At 58.1% G+C, this 24,065-nt stretch carries 21 protein-coding genes; 6 read left to right on the top strand and 15 right to left on the bottom strand.

Translation table 11 applies throughout. From position 1 onward, the window contains the following. Positions 1 to 158: 158 nt before the first annotated feature. Positions 159 to 875 carry a hypothetical protein gene (locus tag L7A20_RS11615; protein ID WP_237223645.1) on the top strand — a complete coding sequence of 239 codons (717 nt, stop codon included), beginning with the start codon at positions 159 to 161 and terminating at the stop codon, positions 873 to 875. Then, entirely contained in the window at positions 862 to 1,116 is a 255-nt protein-coding gene (locus tag L7A20_RS11610; protein WP_237223644.1) for a hypothetical protein, read from the top strand. The genes L7A20_RS11615 and L7A20_RS11610 overlap by 14 nt, the downstream gene beginning before the upstream one ends. A 69-nt stretch (positions 1,117 to 1,185) precedes the next feature. Here the strand turns inward: L7A20_RS11610 and L7A20_RS11605 are convergent, their stop codons facing one another. The 3 genes from L7A20_RS11605 to L7A20_RS11595 all read right to left on the bottom strand — a co-directional run bounded on the left by L7A20_RS11605 (position 1,186) and on the right by L7A20_RS11595 (position 3,832). Then, positions 1,186 to 1,647: a hypothetical protein gene (locus L7A20_RS11605; protein WP_237223643.1), complete on the bottom strand. Its 462-nt coding sequence runs from the start codon at positions 1,645 to 1,647 to the stop codon at positions 1,186 to 1,188. 494 nt (positions 1,648 to 2,141) lie between these two features. Next, entirely contained in the window at positions 2,142 to 3,227 is a 1,086-nt protein-coding gene (locus L7A20_RS11600) for a GmrSD restriction endonuclease domain-containing protein (protein ID WP_237223642.1), read from the bottom strand. A 224-nt stretch (positions 3,228 to 3,451) separates the two neighbouring features. Further along, complete coding sequence (locus L7A20_RS11595) at positions 3,452 to 3,832, bottom strand: PH domain-containing protein (protein ID WP_237223641.1); 381 nt, start codon at positions 3,830 to 3,832, stop codon at positions 3,452 to 3,454. A 108-nt stretch (positions 3,833 to 3,940) separates the two neighbouring features. Between L7A20_RS11595 and L7A20_RS11590 the strand changes: the two genes are divergently transcribed. Further along, on the top strand, positions 3,941 to 4,834 hold the full coding sequence (locus tag L7A20_RS11590) for an excalibur calcium-binding domain-containing protein (RefSeq protein ID WP_237223640.1): 894 nt from the start codon (positions 3,941 to 3,943) through the stop codon (positions 4,832 to 4,834). Positions 4,835 to 5,094: 260 nt separating this feature from the next. Here the strand turns inward: L7A20_RS11590 and L7A20_RS11585 are convergent, their stop codons facing one another. Next, positions 5,095 to 5,550, bottom strand: coding sequence for an SRPBCC family protein (locus tag L7A20_RS11585; protein WP_237223639.1), 456 nt, complete (start codon positions 5,548 to 5,550; stop codon positions 5,095 to 5,097). Between the two features lie 90 nt (positions 5,551 to 5,640). Further along, positions 5,641 to 7,110: a pyruvate kinase gene (gene pyk, locus L7A20_RS11580; protein WP_237223638.1), complete on the bottom strand. Its 1,470-nt coding sequence runs from the start codon at positions 7,108 to 7,110 to the stop codon at positions 5,641 to 5,643. A 339-nt stretch (positions 7,111 to 7,449) separates the two neighbouring features. Here pyk and L7A20_RS11575 point away from each other — a divergent pair, with 339 nt between their 5' ends. After that, positions 7,450 to 8,040: a flavodoxin domain-containing protein gene (locus L7A20_RS11575; protein WP_237223637.1), complete on the top strand. Its 591-nt coding sequence runs from the start codon at positions 7,450 to 7,452 to the stop codon at positions 8,038 to 8,040. A gap of 2 nt (positions 8,041 to 8,042) precedes the next feature. Next, positions 8,043 to 8,600, top strand: a complete 558-nt coding sequence (locus L7A20_RS11570; protein ID WP_237223636.1) for a flavodoxin domain-containing protein — start codon at positions 8,043 to 8,045, stop codon at positions 8,598 to 8,600. A gap of 199 nt (positions 8,601 to 8,799) precedes the next feature. On the opposite strand, the gene L7A20_RS11565 is transcribed toward L7A20_RS11570, so the two are convergent. From L7A20_RS11565 to adhP, 3 genes are all read right to left on the bottom strand, one after another. After that, positions 8,800 to 10,263, bottom strand: a complete 1,464-nt coding sequence (locus L7A20_RS11565) for a glutamate synthase subunit beta (protein ID WP_237223635.1) — start codon at positions 10,261 to 10,263, stop codon at positions 8,800 to 8,802. After that, entirely contained in the window at positions 10,256 to 14,956 is a 4,701-nt protein-coding gene (gene gltB, locus L7A20_RS11560) for a glutamate synthase large subunit (protein ID WP_237223634.1), read from the bottom strand. Before gltB ends, L7A20_RS11565 begins: the two co-directional genes overlap by 8 nt. 567 nt (positions 14,957 to 15,523) lie before the next feature. Further along, the gene (gene adhP, locus L7A20_RS11555) at positions 15,524 to 16,567 is read right to left on the bottom strand and encodes an alcohol dehydrogenase AdhP (protein ID WP_237185293.1); all 1,044 of its coding nucleotides are present in this window, start codon (positions 16,565 to 16,567) and stop codon (positions 15,524 to 15,526) included. Between the two features lie 183 nt (positions 16,568 to 16,750). On the opposite strand from adhP, the gene L7A20_RS11550 reads away from it, so the two are divergent. Continuing rightward, positions 16,751 to 17,773 (top strand): aminoglycoside phosphotransferase family protein, encoded by a 1,023-nt coding sequence (locus L7A20_RS11550; RefSeq protein WP_237223633.1) that lies wholly within the window; start codon positions 16,751 to 16,753, stop codon positions 17,771 to 17,773. Positions 17,774 to 17,852: 79 nt separating this feature from the next. Here L7A20_RS11550 and L7A20_RS11545 read toward each other — a convergent pair whose 3' ends face one another. The 7 genes from L7A20_RS11545 to L7A20_RS11515 all read right to left on the bottom strand — a co-directional run bounded on the left by L7A20_RS11545 (position 17,853) and on the right by L7A20_RS11515 (position 23,685). Continuing rightward, complete coding sequence (locus L7A20_RS11545; protein WP_237223632.1) at positions 17,853 to 18,269, bottom strand: hypothetical protein; 417 nt, start codon at positions 18,267 to 18,269, stop codon at positions 17,853 to 17,855. 301 nt (positions 18,270 to 18,570) lie between these two features. After that, on the bottom strand, positions 18,571 to 19,023 hold the full coding sequence (locus L7A20_RS11540) for a hypothetical protein (protein ID WP_237223631.1): 453 nt from the start codon (positions 19,021 to 19,023) through the stop codon (positions 18,571 to 18,573). A gap of 167 nt (positions 19,024 to 19,190) precedes the next feature. Next, positions 19,191 to 20,099 carry a prolipoprotein diacylglyceryl transferase gene (lgt, locus tag L7A20_RS11535; protein ID WP_237223630.1) on the bottom strand — a complete coding sequence of 303 codons (909 nt, stop codon included), beginning with the start codon at positions 20,097 to 20,099 and terminating at the stop codon, positions 19,191 to 19,193. 12 nt (positions 20,100 to 20,111) lie between these two features. Beyond that, positions 20,112 to 20,960, bottom strand: coding sequence for a tryptophan synthase subunit alpha (gene trpA, locus L7A20_RS11530; RefSeq protein WP_237198867.1), 849 nt, complete (start codon positions 20,958 to 20,960; stop codon positions 20,112 to 20,114). Further along, a complete protein-coding gene (gene trpB / locus L7A20_RS11525) occupies positions 20,960 to 22,312 on the bottom strand; it encodes a tryptophan synthase subunit beta (RefSeq protein WP_237198868.1) in 1,353 nt (450 codons plus the stop codon). Before trpB ends, trpA begins: the two co-directional genes overlap by 1 nt. 108 nt (positions 22,313 to 22,420) lie before the next feature. Then, entirely contained in the window at positions 22,421 to 23,248 is an 828-nt protein-coding gene (gene trpC, locus L7A20_RS11520; RefSeq protein WP_237223629.1) for an indole-3-glycerol phosphate synthase TrpC, read from the bottom strand. Between the two features lie 188 nt (positions 23,249 to 23,436). Further along, complete coding sequence (locus tag L7A20_RS11515; RefSeq protein ID WP_237185301.1) at positions 23,437 to 23,685, bottom strand: HGxxPAAW family protein; 249 nt, start codon at positions 23,683 to 23,685, stop codon at positions 23,437 to 23,439. Between the last annotated feature and the right edge of the window lie 380 nt (positions 23,686 to 24,065).

The raw sequence follows: 24,065 nt of genomic DNA, 5'->3' as shown, positions 1-24,065 counted from the left end.
GAGGTCTAGGCCTTGTTCTTTGGCTTGGGTGATGAGGTTTTGGGCGAGTTGGTGTTCTGTTGTCATGGTGTTATTTTCTCCTGTTGGGGTTGGGAGGGTTTACACCGTTTTCCTGACAGTCCCACCCCCGGTGGGATTGAAGTCACTAAGTAGATAAGATGGCAAATTCTAGATGGCGCTGGCTATACCCGCTTGGAGTGACACTCTGGTTCATCGTTGCGTTCGCGATTAGTATCAACATCATTGTTTGGTTCTTCACGTCTGTTGTTGACCTGAAATCAGAGCAGTGGCGACTTATCGGTGAGATTTCAAGGAACACAAACGCTCTAGCTGTCCTTGCAGCAAGTGTTGCTGCCTGGATTGCATGGGGAACAAATAAAGCTCGAAAAGAAGAGTCAAAACGAGCTGACTTCAAAGATCGCATCCAATGGGCAGTTTCACGCTTCGACGGTAGCCCCTCATTGGAATCGATGGCTGCTGGGAAGATGATTGACCAGTTCGCGCAGGATAAAGGTTTATCTGCAAACGATACCGAGCTAGCAATAGAGTTGGCAGATCATAAGAAGTTCATCGAACAAGATGTGTGGCGAAGAGTCGAAGTTCTCCTGAACTCTATAAATTCTTCCCACGTCAACCTGAAAAAACTATTAAATGATAATCGCATCTCAGACTTAGCTGAGACCGTAAGCCCTACTCAACTTACACAATTCCAACGTGAATTTACTCAAAAGAAACTCGATTACTTGCTTAGTTCTGTAGAATCTAGAGAAACAGAATCCGTTGCAAGCTTGAAGGAGTACCAGGCTTCTTTAGATAGCTTGATTCAGCTACTTGAAGATCTCATTGCTGGGAGGTGGAAGAATGACTCAAACTGATTACAATGCTCACTCACTTGAGGCAGAAATGAACACCCTCAGGGAAGCGAACGCAAAAAACCTGACCTACTGGGAGGAAGCTAAGCCACGTCTGCAAGCAGAACATGAAGAGCGGATGCGTAAAAGCCAGCAGATAATTGATGATTTGAACACTCGTTCCCAAGAGATTCAGCGATACGAGCAAATGGGCACATGGGGTAAGTTCTTTTACCGTCTGTTTCACCGGCCAGCTTGGCTCTAGAATCTATGGCATAGGAAAGCCCCGGCCCATGAGAGTGGGCAGGGGCTTTCCTATGCCAGAATTATTCGATTAGAAAGAGTCGGTGAAGTTACAGGAAGCAAGAGCGGCCTGGCCGGTGCCGGTAGCCTCATCGATGACCTCGCCGTTAGCGTCGGTGATAGTGCACTTGAGGTCGTTGCTGTCGACCATGTAGTCGCCCTGGACGGTCAGGGTGACCATGTCGAATTCGTCAGTCAGCTCGATCTGCTGGGTCCATTCGCCCTCGAATTCAGCGGTATTCATGGAGCCGCCAATACCCCAAGATACGGTGCCCTTGCCAGTGTTAGTTGCAGTCAGGGTTAGGGTTTCAGCAGCGGGAGCCTCAGTAGTCTCTTCTGCTGCCGCCTCGGTGGTTTCCTCTGCAGCCGCGGCGGCGGAGGTCTCAGCGGCAGCGCTGCTGGTCTCTGCTGAGGTGGTGCTGGTGCTTGAACCACAAGCAGCCAGACCGAAAGCCATAGCGAGAGCGGCGGTAGTGGTGAGAATCTTCTTCATTGTTGACACTCCAAATGTGTGTGAGCGAATGGGTCTTTTAAAGGGTAAAGGCTAACCCTGCGCTTGTAGGATATTTGGGGAGTGTCGCCAAGATTTTCCCTCCCCGCCCACGTAATAAAGAAGCCCGCCACCTTCCCAGGTGGCGGGCTCCCCTCATCGCATTTCATCGCATTTACTGCGCTCAGGCAGCTTCTCCAATCTCTTTCACGTATTCCACATGTATAGGCCACGTCTCAAGATAAGCATCAAGGGTAAAACCACCACCCCCGCAAAACCCCGCGAACCGCCAGCAGGCATAGGCTTTATCCCAGGTTTCAGCAGTATCTGGAAGTCAGCATACATGCCCTCCAACGGAGATGAAGTCAGCCGGTGGTAGCTCACCTCGGCAGTACCAAAGTTGTCACGTTAGCTGTTTTCGCCACCAGCAGGGTACCTAGGCACCAAAACAAACCCCCAGGTCATTCAAAATCATAATAGGGCCTTAGGTTTTCCAGCTATCTTGATTCACAAGCTACTCCATCCTTGTTACCATCTAGGGCTGGTCTGTACGCAGGGTCAGTAGCAGGTATGTCATAGCGCCCGGCATTGTGGGCTTCAGTGCAGTTCTTGAAGTATTGCACTGGTGCTTCGGGCACAACAGGAGCTTGCTCGACAGGTGGAACATAATAGGCTGGAGCGCTTTCTTCAATAGGTGCAGGAGCTACCTGTTCCTCATAAGCAGGCTCCGACTGAGGTATCTCAGCCCGTGCTCCGCAATCCGGGGATGTCAAGACATCAGTCATAGCTACTTTTTCTGCCTCAGTAACCCATAGACCGTACTTTGCTTTGACATCAATTTGCTTTGATACATATTCACAGCGGAATGAAGTCTTTGGAGGCAGCCAGGTAGCTGCATCACCATCACTTTTCTGCTGATTAGTGGGGCCATCTACTGCCAGCAGATTGATAGGGTCATTAGCGAATGCGATACGTTGCTCTTCAGTTAATTTTTGTGCGCCCTTCTGCCAAGCATCCGAAAGCGCTACCACATGGTCAATTTGCACGGCTTCCGAGGTACCTTTCCCACGCATAAAGGAGATGAGACTACCCGTATAAGGGTCACTTAGACTACCACTGAGTACAACACATCCCCTAGTACCTGGCTTAGTCGTGGTTCCAACGAGATCACGGCGGAGCATATCATTGCGGGTGTCGCACCCATTCTTATCAGTATCGACCCAGCTGTTCCCGAATAAGCTTCTGTCATATCCGGTTTTAGGGGCTCGCCCCTTCACCTCGAGCTGGTTGAGTTTCTCAAGTGATTTTTGAGCATCTGGCGTATTCTGTGTGTCGCTAGGAACAGCAGGAACAGCATTTTCAGCAAAGTCAGGGTTTTCGCCCGGAAGGGTAATGCTTTCTTCATTTCCCTCATCATAGATTTGCCCATCTGAATCTGCTGTAATGACTGGGGTTGGGGTTGCACCCTCCGAGTTATACGCCGAACTTGAGCTCGTTTCAGCTTGCTTAGTGCTACCGCCGCCTGAAAAAGCTTGAACCACTCCCGCAATAACTGCGGATCCCACAAAAAGAACAATTATCAAACCAAGACAACCAAGGCATCCTAGTAAGCCCTTACCAACGGGAGTTTTGGGTGCGCTTCTTCCTCTCCCCGTTCTGATAAGGTTCTTACTCGGATGCCTCACGTCTAGCTCCATTACACATTGAGCAAATTTGTATCTTGCATAAAGATTTTCAGTTTTTGCTTAACAGACAAGTCAGATAGCCGCCCACCTTAGCCCCGGTATTACCGCAGGTACGGGCTGAGCTAATCCCCCAGCACACAGTTGCTTATCAAACGATCAATTGCTCGAACGTCCAGGTTCTTACCAATGTTTAGCTTGAAATGCCCTGCCTTAGTCCAAAGTTCAATTTCAGCGTTGAGGTCCATCAAACGACCAGCATTTTCGCTTGACCACATATAGATTGAAGAATAAGGAATGGAGTACATCTCGACTTTCTTCCCGGTCATCCCCTGTGCATCGCGGACAATAAGTCTCTTATTCGTGAAGACTGCTGCATCTCGAACAGTGCTAAAAGCCACATGAGGCACTTCACCGTCGGCTAGCACCGAAGGAATATCTTTAGGTATCGGGCATTCCGCTACCAGGGTCCATGAAAGGATTGAAGCCAAAGCTGAATCAGCCATTATTTACTCCTCTTTAAAACTGACGAAGCAGTTGAATCATAGGGATTGATGTATAACACCTAGTTGTATTATAAGAGTTACACACATTACATACCGAAGGTGAGTCTCATGAAAGAGCCCCGCAAGTCACTTGCAGACAAGCTAAAGCAGGACATCGTTCCCGATGGAGTGGACCGTTTCAAGAAGCTTAGCAATGCCACGACCTCCAAGTTCACCCCCAAATCTTCGCAAAATTCCTCTTCGCCTGAAAGCACCTATGAAAAAGGGGCTTTTACCCGAGAAACAAAATACGCTACAGGCGTCTATGGGGCCAAGATTACATCTGAGAGCCCCTATTCTGAGCTGGATGCAGAACCCAACGGCACTTTCGAAAAGGGCTCGTTCACGCAACAGCCCACCTCTCATCCTGCAGATAGACTAGCAGCTCTCAGAGAGCAGGGGATTCCTGAAAACCTTAAAAATAAAAAGGGGCTTCTAGGGTGTCTGGGCTGCTTGGGATGTTCAGGGATTATCTTTGTATTCCTGCTGATTCTCGCGCTTCTAAGTTCGCTGATAAGCGGTGGAGACAGTACTGAGCCTGTGTCAGAGGAGACTTCAAGCCCAACCCAAATTTCTACCCCAACTCCTTCAGCTACATCAGAGACCCCTGAAGTAACAGTGTCCCCATCACCCACTGGAGTCGAGAGCGCCACTCCTTCTAAAGTAGCAACAGAACAGGCTGTAGAACCTACACCCGAGCAAACAGTTCCAGTTGAAGAGGTAGCACCTCCTGCTCCAGTTGAGACTCCTGCTGAAACTATCCCTGAGCCTCCCGTTGCCACTCAGCCTGCTCAATTTTTCCAGGCCCCTGCTGAGCCGGCGCCAGCTCCCGTTCAGGAGAATCTGAGTTTTGGCTCTTGTGCGGAGGCAAAAGCTGCGGGTTACTCGCATATCCCAGCAGGTCACCCCGCCTACAGTTCCAAGCTTGACCGCGATGGCGACGGTATCGCCTGTGATAAGTAGAACTACTGCTTAGCGCGTATAAAAAACCCGCCCGCCCCGTGACGGGGCGGGCGGGCTGGTGAGGAGACAAGACCGAAGCTAGGCTTTGATCTTGTGGTTCCTACGGCGGTTCGATTCAAAACCAAATCTCCGGTCCTGAATCACCACAACAAGTCTACACCTGTCAGTCAGGTTAAAGTTCATTCATCAATCACAATAGGCAACTGTGACCCCTATATGACAAAGGACTTTCCCGCAGGCAAGCGGTGCCAGCGGGCGTCCTAACCCTCTGCTGCCGCCTTAAGGCGGGCTAGCCCGCGCTCAAAATCAGCACCGATACGCTTTTGCATATTAAAGACCTTGAACATTACTTTCATCATCAGGTTCTGCTCACCGCTCATCGACCAGGCAACTGCGGTACCGCCCTCGGTAGGCTGCAGCTTGAAGTGGCTGCGGTTCTTAGCAGCCCAGGGCTTGATGAATTCAATATCAACCTCAACCAGGTTGTCCTCCACCGTCACTACAGTCATGCGGCCCTCACCGGCCTTCTTATTGCCGGCCCAGGCCATCTTTGCGCCAACGCCACGTTCGGCACCGGAGTAGGCCTGCTGTATAGCGGGGTCAAGCTCCTGCCACGGTGACCAGCTCTCCCAGGCGTGTAGGTCCTCGAACAGGGCGCGAACCTGATCAACGGGGGCATCAATAACGGTGGAGCGAGTGAGTAAAGTATTTGTCATGTCAACCATTTTACCTAGACGAAGGCCCCGCCACTTCATCGTAATGAAGCGGCGGGGCCTTGATATTAGCTCCTAGGAGCGGGCTAACCCTTAGTCGGTGTAGGGGCCAACTGCCTCGCGGGCCTCGGGGAGCACAGCACCGGCGTCATCAAGGTCACCAACGCGGTGAACCTTGACGGTATTGGTGGAGCCTGCAACACCGGGAGGTGAACCGGCAGCCATGACGATCATGTCGTTAGCCTGAGCCAGGCCGTTAGCCAGCATGTAGCGGTCGACAACGGCGGTCATCTCGTCGGTGTCCTTAGCGGTGGGTGAAACCGCTGCCTCAACGCCCCACAGCAGGGAGAGGAAGGCACGTACGGAGGGCTCGGGGGTCAGGGCAAGCACAGGCTTGGCCGGACGCAGACGGGCCAGACGGCGGGCGGTGTCGCCAGACTGGGTGAAGGTGGCGATGTACTTAACATCCAGCTGGTCAGCAATGTTGACCGCTGCACGGGTGATAGCACCACCGCGGGTCTTAGGTGAGGTGCCCAGTTCGGGAACGCGGAAGAGGCCGCGCTCTTCGGTGGACTTGATGATGCGAGCCATGGTCTGGATGGTGATGATGGGGTACTTACCCACTGAGGTTTCACCGGAGAGCATGACAGCGTCGGCACCGTCGAGGATAGCGTTAGCGCAGTCAGATGCCTCTGCACGGGTGGGAGTGGGGTTCTGGATCATGGTTTCCAGCACCTGGGTTGCCACGATAACGGGCTTTGCCCAGCGGCGGGCCAGTTCGATGGCGCGCTTCTGTACCAGGGGAACCTCTTCGAGGGGGAACTCCACACCCAGGTCGCCACGGGCAACCATGATGCCGTCAAACCTGTCGACGATATCCTGCAGGTTTTCAACTGCCTGGGGCTTTTCAATCTTGGCGATGACGGCGATCTTACGGCCTTCTTCTTCCATGATTTCGTGAACACGCTGGATGTCGTCGCCGGAGCGGACGAAGGAGAGAGCGATGATGTCCACGCCCAGGTTCAGGGCGAAGCGCAGGTCGCGCTCGTCCTTCTCGGTGAGGGCGGGGATGGAAACAGCAACGCCGGGCAGATTGATGCCCTTGTTGTTGGAGATGGGACCGCCGACGATGACGCGGGTGGTCACGGTGGTCTCGTCAACCTCGATAGCTTCGAGGCGGATCTTGCCGTCATCAATCAGCAGGGTATCGCCGGGCTTGACGTCACCGGGCAGACCCTTGAAGGTGGTGCCGCAGATTTCCTTGGTGCCTTCAACATCTTCGATGGTGATCTTGAAGGTATCACCGGGTTCGAGAACCTCAGCGCCGTTCTTGAAAGTTTCGAGGCGAATCTTGGGGCCCTGAAGGTCGGCGAGAATCGCGACGTTGTGACCAAGCTTTTCGGCCTGCTCGCGGATGGTTGCGTATGAGTTAGTGTGAACCTCGTGGTCACCGTGGCTCATGTTCAGGCGGGCGACATTCATGCCCGCTTCGATAGCCGCTGCAATTTTCTCGGGTGCAGAAATTGCGGGGCCAATAGTACAAACAATCTTTGCGCGTCTCATCAATCAACCTTAGGTTTGTAGGGGTCTGAGAACCTTTGGTGTGGTTTCTGTCGGTAGCGGATTGACCACCGCCAACAACCAACATATTCACAGATAGTCAGCATGAAACCAACATGTCCACACCTCATTATACGTTGTTTCGTGAGGTTTTGGTGGAGGCATCGGGCACTTTCTGTGTAAATATTCGACATAAACCCCACCAAAACACACATAAACAGTCACAAACAAACAAAATCCGTTATCTAGCTTGTCAGCTTTGAGAGCACACGCCCCGGGCACGTATCCTGAATGCAGAACACAAAGCTAGCCACCCACCCGCAAACCGATGAAAGAGTGCCCATGCCTACCCCGAACGTCCTTATCCTCTTCGGCTCCACCTACGGCCACACCGAACGCTACGCCCACTGGATCGCAGAAGACCTGCGCGCCCACGCGTCCGCACCGCAGGTGACCCTCTCCCCCGTCGCCGAAGCCACCGACGAAATGATCGAAGCAGCCGACGTACTCATCGTCGGCGCCAGCTACCTGGGCGGCTTCCTCACCGGCGCCCCCACCCTGCGCAAGCGCCGCGAAGCCATGCTCAAGGTGCCCAACCGCGTCTTCTACACCGTCTCCTTCAACGGCACCGAAGTCTACCCCCGCTCCTACCTCGACGAGCGCGTCATGAAGAGCTACAAGGCAGACGTTGCCGGCGACCGACCCGCCTTCCACTTCCGCGGGGGCCTCAAGATGGACGAAATGTCCAAGCTGCACAAGACCGCCCTCACCGGCGTCAAGACCGCCTACAAGCTCAAGCCCAAGCAGAACGAGTACGACAAGCAGCTCATCGAAGCCTTCGAAAACGGCGGCGCCGACCACACCAACCGCGAATGGACCAAGCCCCTGATCGCCGAGGTTGAAACCTACCTGACCGACATCGCCGCCTCCTAGCAATGAAAACACTACTAATTGCCTACGGTAGCCAGTACGGCTACACCGAGCAGTACGCCCGCTGGATCAGCCAGCAGCTAGAGGGGCGCTTCACCACCCAGCTACTCCCCCTAGACCAGCTAACCGAACGCGCCGTAGCCGACGCGGACGTCCTGGTGGCGGGCCTGAGCGACTACGGCGGGTTCCTCACCGGCGCCCAGGAGCTCAAAAAGTACGAGCAGGAACTGAGGGTCAAACCCTTTGCCCTCTTCACCGTCTCGTTCAGTGGCTTGGCGGGGGCAAGCCAGCAGAAGCTCGATGCCCTGCTGGCCAAGAACCTGGGCGAGAGTCTGGTCCAGGACGCCCTCGGCACCTTTCACCTGCGCGGCGGCCTCGACCACACCCGGCTTTCTTTCAAGCACAAAACCGTGATGGTGGGCATCCGCTCAGCCATCGCAGCCCTGCCCAAGAAGTCTGAAGCTAACCAGCAGATGCTCGACAGCTTCACCCGCAAAACCGTTGACTACTCCAGTCAAGAGCAGGTTGAACCGCTGGTCGAGGCAGTAGCCGCCCTAGCCTAAGGAAAGACCAAGGCACCCACAGAAAACCGGCCCCGCCCCAGAATCTCTGGGGCGGTGCCGGTTTCTTTACCGATTTTGTTCGAAAAGGGAGGCAGATTCACGCTCGCTGCCGACCCTCTCGCCGGTTCGCTTCGCTCACAAGCGATTCACGCCAGCCGCCGAGCCAGCAGCTTCGCTGTGAATCTGCCTCCCTTTCTATCTAGAGCGCCAAATCAATCGCCCGGTCGCTGGGGGCGACAGGGGCCGGCAGCAGGGTGGAGCCGGTCAGGTGCTTTTCGACGGCTGCGGCGCAGGCGCGTCCTTCGGCGATAGCCCAGACGACCAGGGACTGGCCGCGGCCGGCATCGCCGCAAGAGAAGACGCCGGGGACGTTAGTCATGTAGTTCTCGTCGCGGGCGACGTTGGTGCGGCGGTCGAGTTCTGCACCCACCTGGGTGGTGATGGAGTCGTTGTCCTGGCCGGTGAAGCCCAGGGCGAGGAAGACCAGGTCGGCCGGGATGATGTGCTCGGTGCCTGCCTTGGGCACGCGGCGGCCGTCGGGTAGGTATTCGGTTTCAGCGACCTTGAGGCCGGTGAGTTTACCGTTCTCCCCCACGAATTCGACGGTGGAGGCCAGGTACTTGCGTTCGCCGCCCTCTTCGTGGGAGGAGGAAACCTCAAAGACCTTGGGGAACATGGGCCAGGGTTCGTTCTCCGGACGCTCGGCACCCGGCTTCTTGCCGATAGCCAGGGTGGTGATTGAGGCTGCCCCCTGACGCACGGCGGTGCCGATGCAGTCGGAGCCGGTGTCTCCACCGCCCAGCACGATGACGTGCTTGCCTGCGGCGTTGATGGTCGGGGCTTCTAGGTCACCGGCTACCACCCGGTTGGCTTCGGTCAGGTAGGGCATGGCGTAGTGGACGCCCTCAAGGTCGGCACCAGGGATAGGCAGGGCGCGCGGTGCGGTGGCCCCGGTGGCCACGATGACGGCGTCGTAGCGGCTCTTGAGGTTATCCCAGGTGATGTCTTTGCCGATTTCAACGCCGGTGCGGAAGCGGGTGCCTTCGGCCTTCATGACCTCGATACGGCGGTCAACGATATCTTTTTCTAGCTTGAAATCGGGAATACCGTAGCGCAGCAGACCGCCCACCTTATCGTCCCGTTCGAAGACGGCGACGGTGAAGCCTGCCTGGGTCAGCTGCTGGGCAGCTGCCAGACCGGCGGGGCCTGAACCGACCACTGCCACGGTCTTATCGAGCATGCGGTCGGGCATAATGGGCTCGATGTAGCCGCCCTCGAAGGCCTGCTCAGCAATGGTGTATTCAATCTGCTTGATGGTCACCGCGGGCTGGTTGATACCCAGCACGCAGGAGGTTTCGCAGGGAGCCGGGCAGACGCGTCCGGTGAACTCGGGGAAGTTGTTGGTCGCGTGCAGGCGCTCAACGGCCTTTTCGGTTTGCTCCCGCCAGGTCAGGTCGTTCCATTCGGGAATCAGGTTGCCCAGGGGGCAGCCGACGTGGCAGAAGGGAACACCGCAGTCCATGCAGCGGGAGGCCTGGGTCTTGAGCACAGCCGAGTTCTGGGCGACCTGAACTTCCTTCCAGTCCAGGATACGGACGGGTACGGGGCGCTTAGGTCGGTCTTGACGGGTGGTTACTTTCAGAAAACCGCGGGGATCAGCCACGAGCGGTCACCTCCAAAATCTTGTTCCAAACCTGCATGGATTCGGTGTCTTCGCCGGCGGCTTCGGCCTCGGCGCGGATAGCTTGTACGGCGGCATAGTCGCGCGGCAGTACCTTGGTGATGCGGGCGTAGGTACCCTCCAGGTCTTCGAGCAGGGCGGACGCCAGGGTCGAGCCGGTCTCGGTGCGGTGGCGGGTTAGCAGCTGGGCGACCTCTGCGCGGTCGTCCTCAGATAGTTCCAGGAAGCCGAGTTCACCGGATTCGCGGGACTGCTTATTGACCTTGGCCATATCGAGGTCGAGCACGTAGGCGGTACCACCGCTCATGCCCGCACCAAAGTTGCGGCCGGTTGAGCCCAGGATCAGGGCCTTACCACCGGTCATGTACTCACAGCCGTGGTCGCCAATACCTTCAACGACGGCGGTTGCCCCTGAGTTACGGACTAAGAAGCGTTCACCGACGATACCGCGGATGAACATTTCGCCGCTGGTAGCGCCGTAGCCAATGACGTTACCGGCAACCACGTTCTCTTCGGCAACCAGGGGGGCTGCCGCGTCCGGAGCCACGATGATGCGACCACCGGAGAGACCCTTGCCCACGTAGTCGTTGGAGTCACCGGTTAGGCGGATGGTGATGCCCTGGGGCAGGAAGGCGCCCAGTGACTGGCCGGCGTGGCCGGTGAGGTTGAGGGTGATGGAGTCGTGGTCCAATACCTCAATGCCGAAGGTCTTGGTGACGGTGTGGCCCAGCATGGTGCCCACGGAGCGATCGGTGTTGACCACCTGTGAGTCGATGGTGACCGGGGTGCGGTTGCTCAGGGTTTGCTGGGCAGCTGCAATGAAGGTGTTGTCGATGTGCTGGTCAAGCTCATGGTCCTGGTCCTTGAGGTGGCGGATGCCCTGCCCCTCGTAGTCGACGGCGGTTGAGGTCAGCACCTTGGTCAGGTCGAGCCCGTCTGCCTTCCAGTGGTCAATAGCCTGAGACATGTCGAGTACCTCGGCGTGGCCGATGGCCTCATCCAGGGTGCGGAAGCCCAGCTGGGCCAGGTATTCGCGCACTTCTTCAGCGATGAACTCAAAGAAGTTGACCACGTGGTCTGCCTGGCCGGTGAAGCGGGCGCGCAGGTCGGGGTTCTGGGTAGCGAGGCCCACGGGGCAGGTGTCCAGGTGGCACTTGCGCATCATGATGCAGCCTTCGACGACCAGGGGTGCGGTGGCGAAGCCGTATTCTTCGGCCCCCAGCAGGGCGGCGATGATGACGTCGCGGCCGGTCTTGAGCTGGCCGTCCGCCTGGACGACAACGCGGTCGCGCAGGCCGTTGATCATGAGGGTCTGCTGGGCTTCAGCCAGGCCGAGCTCCCAGGGTGCACCTGCGTGCTTGAGGGAGTTGAGCGGGGCTGCGCCGGTGCCGCCGTCGTGGCCCGAGATGAGCACGACGTCCGCTTTAGCCTTGGTGACGCCTGCGGCCACGGTGCCGATACCGATTTCAGATACCAGCTTGACGTGGACGCGGGCGGACGGGTTAGCCCGCTTGCAGTCGTAGATGAGCTGGGCGAGGTCCTCGATGGAGTAGATATCGTGGTGGGGCGGGGGCGAAATCAGGGAGACACCGGGGGTGGAGTGGCGGGTCTTGGCCACCCAGGGGTAGACCTTGGCAGCCATGAGCTGGCCACCCTCACCGGGCTTAGCGCCCTGGGCCATCTTGATCTGGATGTCGTCGGCGTTGGTCAGGTAGAGGGAGGTGACGCCGAAGCGGCCGGAGGCTACCTGCTTGATGGCGGAGCGACGTTCGGGGTCGAGCAGACGGTCGACGTCCTCACCGCCCTCACCGGTGTTCGACTTAGCGCCCAGGCGGTTCATAGCGATCGCCAGGGTCTCATGGGCTTCCTTGGAGATGGAGCCGTAGCTCATAGCACCGGTGGAGAAACGCTTGACGATCTCGCTGACGGGCTCGACCTCGTCGATGGAGATGGGGGTGCGGTCTTCGGTGAAGGTGAAGAGGCCGCGCAGGGTCATCAGGTCCTTGGCCTGGTCGTCGACCAGCTTGGTGTAGGACTTGAAGATGTCATAGCGACGGGTCTTGGTCGAGTGCTGCAGACGGAAGATGGTCTGGGGGTTGAAGAGGTGGGGCGGGCCCTCGCGGCGCCAGTCGTACTCACCGCCGGTTTCCAGGGCGCGGTGGGGTACGGAAACGCCGTCGTCGGGGTAGGCGTCGTGGTGGCGCTTGCGGGTTTCAGCTTCGATGACGTCCAGGCCCACGCCGTCCATCTGGGAGTGGGTGCCGGTGAAGAACTGGTCAACGACCTGCTGGGAGAGGCCCAGAGCCTCGAAGGTCTGCGCACCGCAGTAGGAAGAGACGGTGGAGATGCCCATCTTGGACATAATCTTCTGCAGGCCCTTACCCAGAGCCTTAATGAGGTTGTAAACAGCCTCAGACTCGGTTACACCGGTGATTTCGCCCTGGGCTACCAGCTCTTCTACTGATTCCATGGCCAGGTAGGGGTTGACGGCCGAGGCGCCGTAGCCAATAAGGGTGGCAACGTGGTGCACCTCGCGCACATCGCCCGCTTCAACAATCAGAGCGACCTTGGTGCGGGTAGCTGAGCGCAGCAGATGGTGGTGGACGGCGCTGGTCAGCAGCAGGGACGGGATGGGCGCCCAGGCGCCGTTGGAGTTTCGGTCTGAAAGAATCAGGAACTGTACGCCGCGTTCTACCGCGGCAGAAACCTTTTCACAGATTTCAGCGATACGGGCGCGCAGGGCTTCTTCTCCCCCGTGAGCCGGGTAAAGGCCGCTGACCTTGAGAGCGGCGGGCATGCCGTCCTCGTCCTCAATGTGGGCAATCTTATCGAGCTCGTCGTTATTGATAACCGGGAAGTTGAGCCCCACGTGCTGCACCTTGACCCGGCCGTTACGCAGCAGGTTGCCGTCCGCACCGATAGAGGTCTTGAGGCTGGTCACCAGCTCTTCACGGATGGAGTCCAGCGGCGGGTTGGTCACCTGGGCAAAGGACTGCACGAAGTAGTCAAAGAGCAGGCGGTGGCGGGTAGACAGCACCGCAATGGGGGTATCGGTACCCATGGCGTAGATGGGCTCAGCGCCAGTCTTGGCCATCGGGGCGAGAATCTTCCGCAGTTCTTCTTCGGTGTAGCCGAAGGTCTGCTGACGCTTGAGGATCGACTTGCGGGAGGCGCGGATGTGCTCGCGCTCGGGCAGATCAGCCAGGTCAACGATGTTCTCATCGGCCCACTGCTTCCAGGGCTGCTCGGCAGCAACAGCTGCCTTAACCTCTTCGTCGGGCACCAGGCGTCCTGCCTTGGTGTCAACGAAGAACATCTTGCCGGGCGAAACGCGGCCCTTCTCAACGATCTTCTCTTCGGGCATGTCGACCACGCCGACCTCAGAAGCCAGAATGACCAGGCCCTCGTCGGTGACCCAGTAGCGGCCGGGGCGCAGACCGTTGCGGTCCAGCACAGAACCCACGTTTTCGCCGTCCGTAAAGGCGATAGCGGCAGGTCCGTCCCAGGGCTCCATGAGGGAGGAGTGATAGCGGTAGAAGGCGCGGCGGTCTTCATCCATGGTCTCGTGGTTTTCCCAAGCCTCAGGAACCATCATCATGAGTACCTGGGCAGCCGAGCGGCCCGAGAGCATCAGCAGTTCAGCGACCTCATCGAAACTCTGGGAGTCAGAAGCACCCACGGAGCAAATCGGGAAGAGCTCTTCGGGATTGCGGCCCAGCACCGGGGACTTGAGCTGGGACTGGCGGGCCCGCATCCAGTTGCGGTTGCCCTTGACCGTGTTGATTTCACCGTTGTGGGCAATGGTGCGGAAGGGCTGGGCCAGGGGCCAGGAGGGGAAGGTGTTGGTGGAGAAACGCGAGTGGACGATCGCCAACTTGGTGGCAAACCGCGGGTCAGAAAGATCCGGGTAGAAGGGTTCCAGCTGGGCGGTGGTCAGCATACCCTTGTAGACGATGGTGCGCGATGAGAAGGAGGGGAAGTAGACACCAAGCTTGTGCTGGGCCCGCTTGCGCACGCGGAAGGCCTTCTGGTCCAGCTGGCGGCGCTCTGAATCTTCGTCCAGGTTGACCACGGGGATGTGGCCGGTAAAGGGGGCGTTGACAGCGTCCAGATCCTCACCTGAGGCTTCTGCAATGAACATTTGCACGAAGTAGGGCATGACCTCGCGGGCAGCCTTACCCACGATATCCGCATTGACGGGCACCTCGCGCCAGCCCAGTACCCGCAGGCCCTCGCGCTGGGCAATCTGGGTTAGCCCGTCCTTGAGTTCATCTGCGTTCTCGCCACCGGTGGGTAGGTAGGCGGTACCTACGGCGTATTTACCCAGTTCGGGCAGGTCAAAATCAACGACCTCGCGCAAGAAGGTATCGGGAATCTGTAGGAGAATACCGGCGCCGTCGCCGGTGCCTTCGTCCGCGCCGACCGCACCACGGTGTTCCAGACGGCGCAGGGCGGTTAGGGCGTGATCAACGATGTCGTGGCCGGGGGTGCCGCGCAGGGTGGCAATCATGGCCAGGCCGCAGGCGTCCTTTTCGTTCTCCGGGCTATAGAGACCGGTGGCCTCGGGAATGGAGGCAAAAGTGGTGAAGGGTGAGGGGGCGTGCCCGAGGGTGTGGGGGTCCTGGGTGAAGGTCTTATCGGCGTGGTCTGCACTGCCGAGCGTGGTGTGACTCATGTGGGCCGTTCCTACTTACGTTGGGCTCTGGTGCCAGCGGAGAAGGCTAAACGGCGGGCGCACGGGAGCTGGTGGTCACAGGACGCCTGTGGTTTAGCCGCTCCCTTGCAGCACGAGATATCGGTGGTCGCCTCGCTGTGACGATGGAGCGTGTGGCGGCTCTAGGTTGCCCGGTTGTGGGGCCTGAACCTGGGGTTCTCCCCCGCTTCCGGTAGGTGCGGGAGGATGTTTCCATCAGCCTGTAGAGGCTTCGTTACGTATGTGTAAATTTATACGCCCCTGCGTGTAAAGATTCAACAGGCAACTGTAGGTTGCATGAGCAAGGTGGGAGCTACTCCCCTACTAGATAGCGCCTTTTGCTTGATTCTTACCCTGTGCAACCTAGGGAAAACCGAATTAGAACATGAATAATTTTCGTAATTATGCAGGGTTTATTGTTACGTGGAGGCGGCTAATTGAAACAGACTTGAAACTTTAAATCTCGCAAAATGAGACAGGTATTTCATATAGAGGATAGAAAAGTGGGGCCCTGGAACACCCCAGAACCCCACTGACCAGATAGGTAAGCTAGCGGGTGGCGCCGGTAAAGTCGAGCACCATGCGTCCGTTAATCAAACCGGCATGCATTTCATCAAAGATAGCCTGGGCATCTTCGACCGGGCGGAGCTGAACCACGGGCTTAACACGACCCTGGGCACCGAATTCAAAAGCTTCTGCCAGGTCTTGACGGGTTCCCACCAAAGAACCCTGAACCTTGATGCCATCTAGCACCAGGCGGGGGATGTTAAGATCCATAGACTCGGTGGGCAGACCAACGGCAACCACGGTGCCACCGGCACGTACGGAGTCAACAGCCTGATTGAAGGCCGCCTTAGCCACGGCAGTAACGACAGCAACATGGGCACCAGCACCGCCGGTGGTGTTCTTGATTTCTTCTACAACGTCTTCAACGTTCTTGGCGTTGATGACCACGTCCGCGCCACTGTCCTTAGCCAGCAGCAGCTTGTCTTCATTAAGGTCAACGGCAATAACCTGAGCCCCGAAGACGTTCTTGGCGTACTGCACAGAGAGGTTGCCCAGGCCGCCTGCACCAAAGCAGACAATCCATTGACCCGGGCGGACGCCTGATTCCTTCACGGCCTTATATGTGGTCACACCGGCGCAGGTGATGGAGGTTGCCTCAACCGGATCGAGAGCATCGGGAACCTTGACGGTGTAGTCAGCATAGAGCAGGGTATATTCACTCATGCCACCGTCTGCTGTGTAGCCCGCATTGATGACGGAGCGGCAGAAGGTTTCACGGCCGTCCGTGCAGTATTCGCAGTGGCCGCAGCCCTTGAAGAACCAGGGAACACAGACGCGGTCGCCCACCTTGAGGTGTTCTACGCCGGGGCCGACTTCAGTGATGACACCTACACCTTCATGACCCAGAATACGACCGGGTTTTTCGCCAAAGTCGCTGGCTGCTACGTGCAGGTCGGTATGGCAGATACCTGAGTATTCAATCTTGGCAAGCACCTGACCGTGACCCACCTCGGGTACGGGCACATCTTTGATATCCACGGTTCCATCAAGACGGTCAGAAACAACAACAGCTTTCATGGTGGCCATGTGAGAGCTCCTTAGAAATACAGCAGATTGAGTGTTGTGGCTCACTTAAAGCCTAGATTCTGGGAGCATCCAGGCGCCAGGGGTTGGATATTTTTTCTACTCTGTTACGGCGCTTTTACCCCTAAGGGCTATAGTTCGGCAATAATTTATTACCCCCAAAAGCAAGGTAGCTAAGCTAGAGCCATGAGTGATCAGATACCCTCCCCAGTGCCCCTTACCCAGCGTGCCACCTGGGCGGACCTCCCTCATTCCGTGCAGGCCTGGGTGGAAGAAGAGCTAGGTGACACCGTAGTCAGGGCCGAGTCGCAAAGCGGTGGGTTCAGCCTGGGCACCGCAGACCGCCTGGTCACCCGCACAGGGCGCAAGGCTTTCCTTAAGGCTGTTGACGCCACCCTTCACCCACAAACAGCTGACCTACACCGCAAGGAGGGCCGCATCACCGCGTCCTTCCCCAGCAACACCCCGACCCCGGCCGTCCTCGCCACCCGTGATTTTTCAGGGGCGGACGGCACAGCCTGGGCTGCCCTGCTTCTGGAAGATATCGAGGGGCGGCACCCAGAATACCCCTGGCAAAGAGAGGAACTGGCCGCCGTTTTTCGGGCCCTGGACGGCATGAGCCGGGTTCCTGTGAATGCGGAGCTCAAGCTGCCGACCACTGAAGCGGACCTGACCGAAGAACTCGGTTTTTGGCACAGGCTTACCCAGGGTGTGACCCTAGAGCAGCTGGCCTACGTTCAGGGAACTGACTCCTACCATGAGCTGGTAGACCTATTGCCCTTTGTCAACCAGAAGGCTGCCAAGTTTGCCGCCTTTGTCGATGAGCACCTGGTTGCCCACTTGGCAGGAAGCTCCTATGTACATACAGACCTGAGGGGCGACAATATTCTGATTCGCCCCACTGGTGAAGCAGTTTTGATTGACTGGCCCTGGGCAACGGTGGGCAATCCCCACTTTGACGTCGCTTCTGTAGCGACGGACGCCCTGATCGCCGATCCTAGCCTGAGCCTCACCGAGGTAAGGGAGCTGATGCCGGCGTCCGGGCGTCCTGCGCTCGAGTTCTTGCAGGCTACTGTTGTCGCTTTGGCGGGCTACTATCTCTACGCTTCGATGCAGAAGCCCAGTGACTCTACGAACTCGTCGCTGGTGAGCATGCGGGCCCACCGCGCGTCCGCCCTGCTCACCAGGCTGGCCCAGGGCGAAAAGTAATCCGCACTTATTCTGATGTACCCGCAACTAGTTGCGGACTTTTCAGAAAAAGTGCGGGTCAGATTCTAGTGTGTAGGTGCTATTCACCCTCACCCAGAATAGCCGCATACGAGTTATGCGTGGGTAGGTTTTTTCCGTCTAGTGCAGAAACTGCCATAGTTACTCGCTCATCTCTAGTCACACCTAAAGATTCATTAATTTGCTGTGGGCACTGAAGCTGATAACTAGCGATAGACGTACCATCTTCGTGTAAAACATCGATAGCAAAGCCGGTACCCTCTTCACCGCCACATTGAGCATTAATGACATACGCTCTGCCCTGCACAAGGGAGAGAGTTATTTCAGAACGGTCAAAACCTTCAGTAATTGGAGTCCACACATAAGCATCCGCCGGTGGTTCCAGGCTCACTGAATCTATGCTTGGTTTAGTTGCGGAGCAACCAGACAGGAGCATCGCCCCCGCTAACAGAAGCACTTGTAAACGCTGTCGCTTCATATCTCCACACCATCTCTTATCGCACCTACTGGTATTCGTTACGCTCCCACTGTGCCAGGTTTCGGTTAAAACCAGCAGCGGCGAGCGGAAGCGCTGCCACTAGCCCCATGAGCGCCGTGACCCAAGTGAAACCTGCGCCAGTCATTGACGCGCTCACATAATACGCACCTCCACCCTACCTTTTAATAAGCAGGCATATCAATTTGTTACTGGCTCAGAGCAAAAAGTAATCCGCACTTATTCTGATGCACCCGCAACTAATTGCGGACTTTTCAGAATAAATGCGGATTAGTCGCCCTGGTTAGGAGTTACCACCGCGAGCCAGGTTTCGGTTAAAACCAGCAGCGGCAACCGGAAGCGCTGCCACCAGCCCCATGAGCGCCATGACCCAGGTGAAACCTACTCCGGCCATTGACGCAATTACATATACAGCACCATTGACAGCACAACCATATACAAGAAGTGCCAGCACAGCTTCAACAGGGTTTCCCGGCAGCCAGGAGTCGAACATTCCACGGCACTTTGCACCACCTGCCTGCTCATGCTCAGCTTTTACCCGGTGGTGCAGGGGTAAGAACGCCAGCGCGCCACCACACCAGGCTCCGAACAAAACCGTTAGCCCAGGCTGGAAAAATTGCAAAGAAAAAACTGTTCCTAGCGAGGCAAGCAGCCCGTAACCTGCCAGCGCGTACAGGGCAGAAGACAGCAGGTACGCCGGAACCGTTGTGAGATTTGGGAAAGATGAGTACTTCATGTTTACCTCCTCTTTGAAGCTGACTACCTCTACCCTACCTTTTAATAAGCAGGCATATCAATTTATTACTGGCTCAGAGCAAAAAGTAATCCGCACTTACTCTGATGTACCCGCAACTAGTTGCGGACTTTTCAGAATAAGTGCGGATCAGTTTCTATGCTTGTGCTCTAGTCGCCGGAGCGAACGGACGCCGGGGCGGGCCCGTCCACGTTAGACTCGCTAGCCCCTTCCATATAGGCTCCGGGCAGCTCCCCGCGTCTGCGGGCACGCAACCCCATGACCGCGAACATGACGATACCCAGCAGCATAATCAGGCCAGAAGTCCACACGTGGATACGAACCCCCAGCAACATTTCAGCGGTATCAATCCGCAGGAAAGTCTCGATCATCAGGCGGCCGAAACCGTACCAGACAACATACGCCCAGAAGACCTGGCCCAGCTGGAAAATGCCGCGGCGACCCAGAGCAATCAGAAGCGCGGCACCAAGAAGATTCCACAGCGACTCATACAGAAAAGTCGGGTGAAAGAGGGTACCTACCGGGTACTGGTCGGGGAAGTTGGGTGAGGACGCCGAAATCTCCAGGCCCCAGGGCAGGGTGGTGGGCTTGCCAAAGAGCTCCTGGTTAAACCAGTTACCCCAGCGGCCCATAGCCTGGGCGATCATGATGCCGGGGGCGGCGGCGTCCGCGAACTTAGCCAGCGAAATGCCGTAGCGGCGGCAGGCGTACCAGGCGCCCAGGCCACCGACCGAAATCGCGCCCATAATACCGATGCCGCCTTCCCAAATCTTGAAGACATCAAGGGGGTCAGCGCCAGCACCAAAGTAGGAGCCGGGGTCGGTAATGAGCACGTGGTAGAGGCGGGCACCGATAATGCCCGAGGGAATGGCCCACATGGCAACGTCCCAGACGCGTTCGGGGTCTTCACCCCAGGCAGCCCAGCGGCGACCGGTCAGCCACATGCAGACCGCGATGCCCGCCAGTATGCAGAGGGCATAGAAGTGGATGGTCAGGGGGCCCAGCTCAAGAGTGGAGATGGACGGCGAGGGAATAGAAGCAAGCACAGTGGCAGTCATACAACCCCTACCCTACTCGCGGCCAGCCAGCTGACGGGTCAGGGCACCAACGGCGGACGGCCCACCTTCAGCCAGAGCCTTAACCAGGGCGGTACCCACAATCACGCCGTCTGCATAGGCACCGATTTCTTCCACGTGTTCACGCTTGGAAACGCCCAGGCCCACGCAAGCAGCGGGAGCGCCTGCGGCCCGCAGGTCAGCAACCAGGGTCTCGGCGGCGGTGTTCACCGACGAGCGGGCGCCGGTGACACCCATCACCGAGACAGCGTAGACAAAGCCGCTTGAAGCCTGCGAAATCATGGAAAGACGCTCGGGGCTGGAGGAGATAGCTGCCAGGAAGATACGGTCCAGGCCGTGCTTTTCTGAGGCTTCAAACCAGTCGGCGGCCTCATCGGGTACCAGGTCGGGGGTAATCAGACCGGCACCACCGGCAGCAGCTAGCTCCTCAGCAAAGCGATCAACACCGCGGCGCAGCACCGGGTTCCAGTAGGTCATGACCAGAACGATAGCGTCGGTGGCGGCGGTAATCTCGCGCACAGCCCGGAAGAGGTCATCGGTGCGGAAGCCCTTCTCAATGGCCTCAACGGTGGCGCGCTGAATCACGGGGCCATCCATGACCGGGTCTGAGTAGGGCAGGCCGAGTTCGATAATATCGACCCCGTTCTTGCCCATCTCAATGGCAGCCTCGATAGACTCGTCCACGCTGGGGTAGCCCACCGGCAGGTAACCAATCAGGGCAGCGCGGCCCTCAGCCTTACACTCGGCGAGGCGGGCTGCCAGCTTGGAGTCGGGGTTGGGGGCAGGGAAGCTACCCTTGCGCACGGAGTAGCGGGTTTCGTCCTGAAAATCGATGTGGCTCATTAGGCGCCCTTGCTTTCGTTCTGTGCGGTCGTATCGTTCTGCGCGGCGGTTTCTGCCGCTGCTTCCTTGTTCCCCACGTTCAGGCTGGTTGAGGGAATAGCCTTGCCCAGGCCAAACCACTTGAGAGCGGTTTCCATGTCCTTATCCCCTCGTCCGGAGAGGCAGACAATCATGGACTTCTCGTGAGCGGTCGCGGGGTCCGCCTCCGCCCATTCCTTAGCAACACGCAGGGCACCTGCGAGCGCGTGGGCCGATTCGAGGGCGGGGATGATGCCTTCGGTGCGGCAGAGCAGGCGCAGGGCGTCCATGGCTTCGGTGTCGGTGACAGCCTGGTAGTCGACGCGGCCGATGTCTGAGAGGTAGGCGTGTTCGGGGCCGACGCCGGGGTAGTCGAGGCCCGCTGAGATGGAGTGGGACTCGATGGTTTGGCCGTCCTCGTCCTGCATGAGGTAGGTGATGGCGCCGTGGAGCATGCCGGGGCGGCCCAGGTTGATGGTGGCTGCATGACGGTCGGTGTCGATTCCGTCGCCGCCTGCTTCGAAGCCGAAAATCTTAACGTCGGCGTCGTCCAGGAAGGCATGGAAGAGGCCGATGGCGTTGGAGCCGCCGCCGACGCAGGCTGCGATGCCGGTGGGTAGGGTGCCCGTGGCTTCGAGGAACTGTTCACGGGCTTCGGTGCCGATGGCGTCGTGGAAGTAGCGCACCATGGCGGGGAAGGGGTGGGCACCGGCTGCAGTGCCGAGTAGGTAGTGGGTGGTGTCAACGTTGGATACCCAGTCGCGCAGGGCCTCGTTGATGGCATCTTTGAGGGTGCGGGAGCCGGTCTGCACGGCGATAACAGTTGCGCCCAGCAGCTGCATGCGGGCGACGTTCAGGGCCTGACGCTCGGTGTCTTCTTCGCCCATGTAAACCACGCATTCCATGCCGAAGAGGGCGGCGGCGGTGGCAGTGGCAACCCCGTGCTGGCCTGCGCCGGTTTCGGCGATGAGGCGGGTCTTGCCCATGCGCTTAGCCAGCAGAGCCTGGCCGATGACGTTGTTGATTTTATGGGACCCGGTGTGGTTGAGGTCCTCGCGCTTGAGGAAGAAGCGCACTCCCCCGGCTTCGGCGGAGAGGCGGGGAACCTCGGTCAGCAGGGAGGGGCGGTTGGAGTATTCGGCCGAGAGGCGGCGGAACTCGGCTAGGAATTCGGGGTCGTTTTTAGCCTCGTTGAAGGTGGCTTCGAGCTCGTCCATGGCAGCGATCAGGGATTCTGCCATGTAGCGCCCGCCGTACTGCCCAAAGTAGGGGCCTGGCGCGTTTTTGAGGCTCTGGCCCGAGGCCAGGAATTGATCTGCGAGGGTTTCAGTCATGGGGTTTCCCTTCGGTGGGCTAAACATTGAGTGTCTGATAGGGGCGGACGCCTGGGCCCGGCTCTCTCGGGGCGCGGCAGGCGCGGTGCGGGGTAAGCAGGTGTGGGGTTAGGCTGGCTGGGAGCCCAGCCAGGTTTGCCGGGCCTGGGCACCGGCGGCGCGGAAGTCGCGCAGGGTCTCGGTGGGGGTGCCAGATTTTACGAGGGCCTCGCCCACCAGCACAGCCTTGGCGCCGTGTGAGGCGTAGTCGGCGACGTCCTCGGGGCTGGCAACGCCGGATTCTGCCACGATGATGGCGTCTGCGGGCAGCAGGGGGGCTAGCTTGCTGAAGTTGGCGTTATCGACCTCTAAGGTCTTGAGGTTGCGCACGTTCACACCCACGATACGGGCGCCCACTGCAACAGCTCGCTCGATTTCTTCGGGGGTGTGGGTTTCGACCAGGGCGTTCATGCCCAGCTCATGCGTGAGGTCCAGGAAGCGACGCAGGGTGGCGTCGTCCAGGGCGGCGACGATGAGGAGCACAAGGTCAGCCCCGTGGGCGCGGGCTTCCCAGATTTGGTACTCATCCACGGTGAAGTCCTTGCGGAGGACCGGGATACTGACGGCAGCGCGGACGGCATCCAGGTCAGCCAGGGTTCCCTTGAAGCGGCGCTCTTCGGTGAGCACCGAGATAGCGGCCGCTCCCCCAGCCTGGTAGGCGGCGGCCAGTTCGGCGGGGTCGGGGATGTCGGAGAGGGCGCCCTTAGACGGTGAGGACCGTTTGACCTCTGAAATAATTTCAACACTGCCAGCTTCGGCCCCGCGCAGGGCTGCCAGGGCATCAAGCGCGGGAGCCTGAGCAGCTGCCTGCTTCTTGATCTCTTCAAGTGGCAGGGCGGCGCGGCGGGTTTCAAGATCTTCGCGGACGCCTACGATGATGTCATCAAGTACGGTCATGGTGCCCCTTGGTGCTGGTGCGCGGACGGCGCAGGTTGGGTTAGTCGTGCCCCTCTAGTATCGCTCAGGTGGCTGAACGTTTGCCAGACGGGTTCACCCGGTGAGAACACGTGTGAAGAAAAGGCAAGGGGCACCTCGCGTCTGTGCGGGGTGCCCCTTGTCTCGCCTCGCCCGGGTGGGTTCGGGTTTTAGTGGTGGTACTTGGTGTGCTTGCCGCCCTGGCCGTAGCCAGCTGAACGGAGCACGATACCGGCAACAACGCCAATGGCGATGATGGCAACGCCGACCACGAAGATGGGGGTGCTTGAGATGCAGAAGCCGACGGCGCCGATGATTGAGCCGACAATCATGATGATGACCATGGCCCATGAGGCGGTGGTGTTGCCGTGGTTGTTGTAGGGCAGGTCGGGGACCATCTCAACGGTCTGCTGTGCCATGTGAGTCTCCTTGTAGTGTGTGGGCGTGCGCTTGCCGGTGTATGGGGTGCCGAGCACACGGGTGCTTATCTCTATCTTAGAAGATTGGAGGCTCTTTGGCCCAGTTTAGGCACCCGTGTGCCTTTTTATTTCCTTGAGGCAGGTGCTTAGGCGAGGCGTCCGGTGACGCTTTCAGCCGCCGACTGTAGCTTCGCAGTGAACAAACTTCAATCATCCCTTGAACAAGCCACTAGACCAGCAAATACCCTATTTAATGAGGCTTATTCAAAAGTAGACACGCACCCCACACCCACCAACTAGACAACGGCCCCACCCGCGGCAAAAATATGAGCGTTAAATCTCTACAAATAACCTCAAGCCATACCGGACAAGACCGTTGC

Origin of the sequence: Rothia nasimurium, assembly GCF_928381415.1 — a bacterium.
Lineage (GTDB): Bacteria > Actinomycetota > Actinomycetes > Actinomycetales > Micrococcaceae > Rothia > Rothia nasimurium_H.
The sequence above is the reverse complement of the archived record's forward strand: the minus strand, read 5'-3'. Positions and strand labels throughout refer to the sequence as shown.

What these genes read in the sequence shown, in the direction of transcription:
- L7A20_RS11605 (WP_237223643.1), bottom strand. Translation starts at nt 1,647, where the DNA reads ATGAAGAAGATTCTCACCACTACCGCCGCTCTCGCTATGGCTTTCGGT.
- L7A20_RS11515 (WP_237185301.1), bottom strand. Translation starts at nt 23,685, where the DNA reads ATGGCACAGCAGACCGTTGAGATGGTCCCCGACCTGCCCTACAACAAC.
- pyk (WP_237223638.1), bottom strand. Translation starts at nt 7,110, where the DNA reads ATGAGACGCGCAAAGATTGTTTGTACTATTGGCCCCGCAATTTCTGCA.
- L7A20_RS11595 (WP_237223641.1), bottom strand. Translation starts at nt 3,832, where the DNA reads ATGGCTGATTCAGCTTTGGCTTCAATCCTTTCATGGACCCTGGTAGCG.
- L7A20_RS11615 (WP_237223645.1), top strand. Translation starts at nt 159, where the DNA reads ATGGCAAATTCTAGATGGCGCTGGCTATACCCGCTTGGAGTGACACTC.
- L7A20_RS11570 (WP_237223636.1), top strand. Translation starts at nt 8,043, where the DNA reads ATGAAAACACTACTAATTGCCTACGGTAGCCAGTACGGCTACACCGAG.
- L7A20_RS11540 (WP_237223631.1), bottom strand. Translation starts at nt 19,023, where the DNA reads ATGAAGTACTCATCTTTCCCAAATCTCACAACGGTTCCGGCGTACCTG.
- trpB (WP_237198868.1), bottom strand. Translation starts at nt 22,312, where the DNA reads ATGACTGAAACCCTCGCAGATCAATTCCTGGCCTCGGGCCAGAGCCTC.
- L7A20_RS11590 (WP_237223640.1), top strand. Translation starts at nt 3,941, where the DNA reads ATGAAAGAGCCCCGCAAGTCACTTGCAGACAAGCTAAAGCAGGACATC.
- L7A20_RS11585 (WP_237223639.1), bottom strand. Translation starts at nt 5,550, where the DNA reads ATGACAAATACTTTACTCACTCGCTCCACCGTTATTGATGCCCCCGTT.
- L7A20_RS11610 (WP_237223644.1), top strand. Translation starts at nt 862, where the DNA reads ATGACTCAAACTGATTACAATGCTCACTCACTTGAGGCAGAAATGAAC.
- trpA (WP_237198867.1), bottom strand. Translation starts at nt 20,960, where the DNA reads ATGAGCCACATCGATTTTCAGGACGAAACCCGCTACTCCGTGCGCAAG.
- trpC (WP_237223629.1), bottom strand. Translation starts at nt 23,248, where the DNA reads ATGACCGTACTTGATGACATCATCGTAGGCGTCCGCGAAGATCTTGAA.
- gltB (WP_237223634.1), bottom strand. Translation starts at nt 14,956, where the DNA reads ATGAGTCACACCACGCTCGGCAGTGCAGACCACGCCGATAAGACCTTC.
- L7A20_RS11575 (WP_237223637.1), top strand. Translation starts at nt 7,450, where the DNA reads ATGCCTACCCCGAACGTCCTTATCCTCTTCGGCTCCACCTACGGCCAC.
- L7A20_RS11550 (WP_237223633.1), top strand. Translation starts at nt 16,751, where the DNA reads ATGAGTGATCAGATACCCTCCCCAGTGCCCCTTACCCAGCGTGCCACC.
- lgt (WP_237223630.1), bottom strand. Translation starts at nt 20,099, where the DNA reads ATGACTGCCACTGTGCTTGCTTCTATTCCCTCGCCGTCCATCTCCACT.
- L7A20_RS11545 (WP_237223632.1), bottom strand. Translation starts at nt 18,269, where the DNA reads ATGAAGCGACAGCGTTTACAAGTGCTTCTGTTAGCGGGGGCGATGCTC.
- adhP (WP_237185293.1), bottom strand. Translation starts at nt 16,567, where the DNA reads ATGGCCACCATGAAAGCTGTTGTTGTTTCTGACCGTCTTGATGGAACC.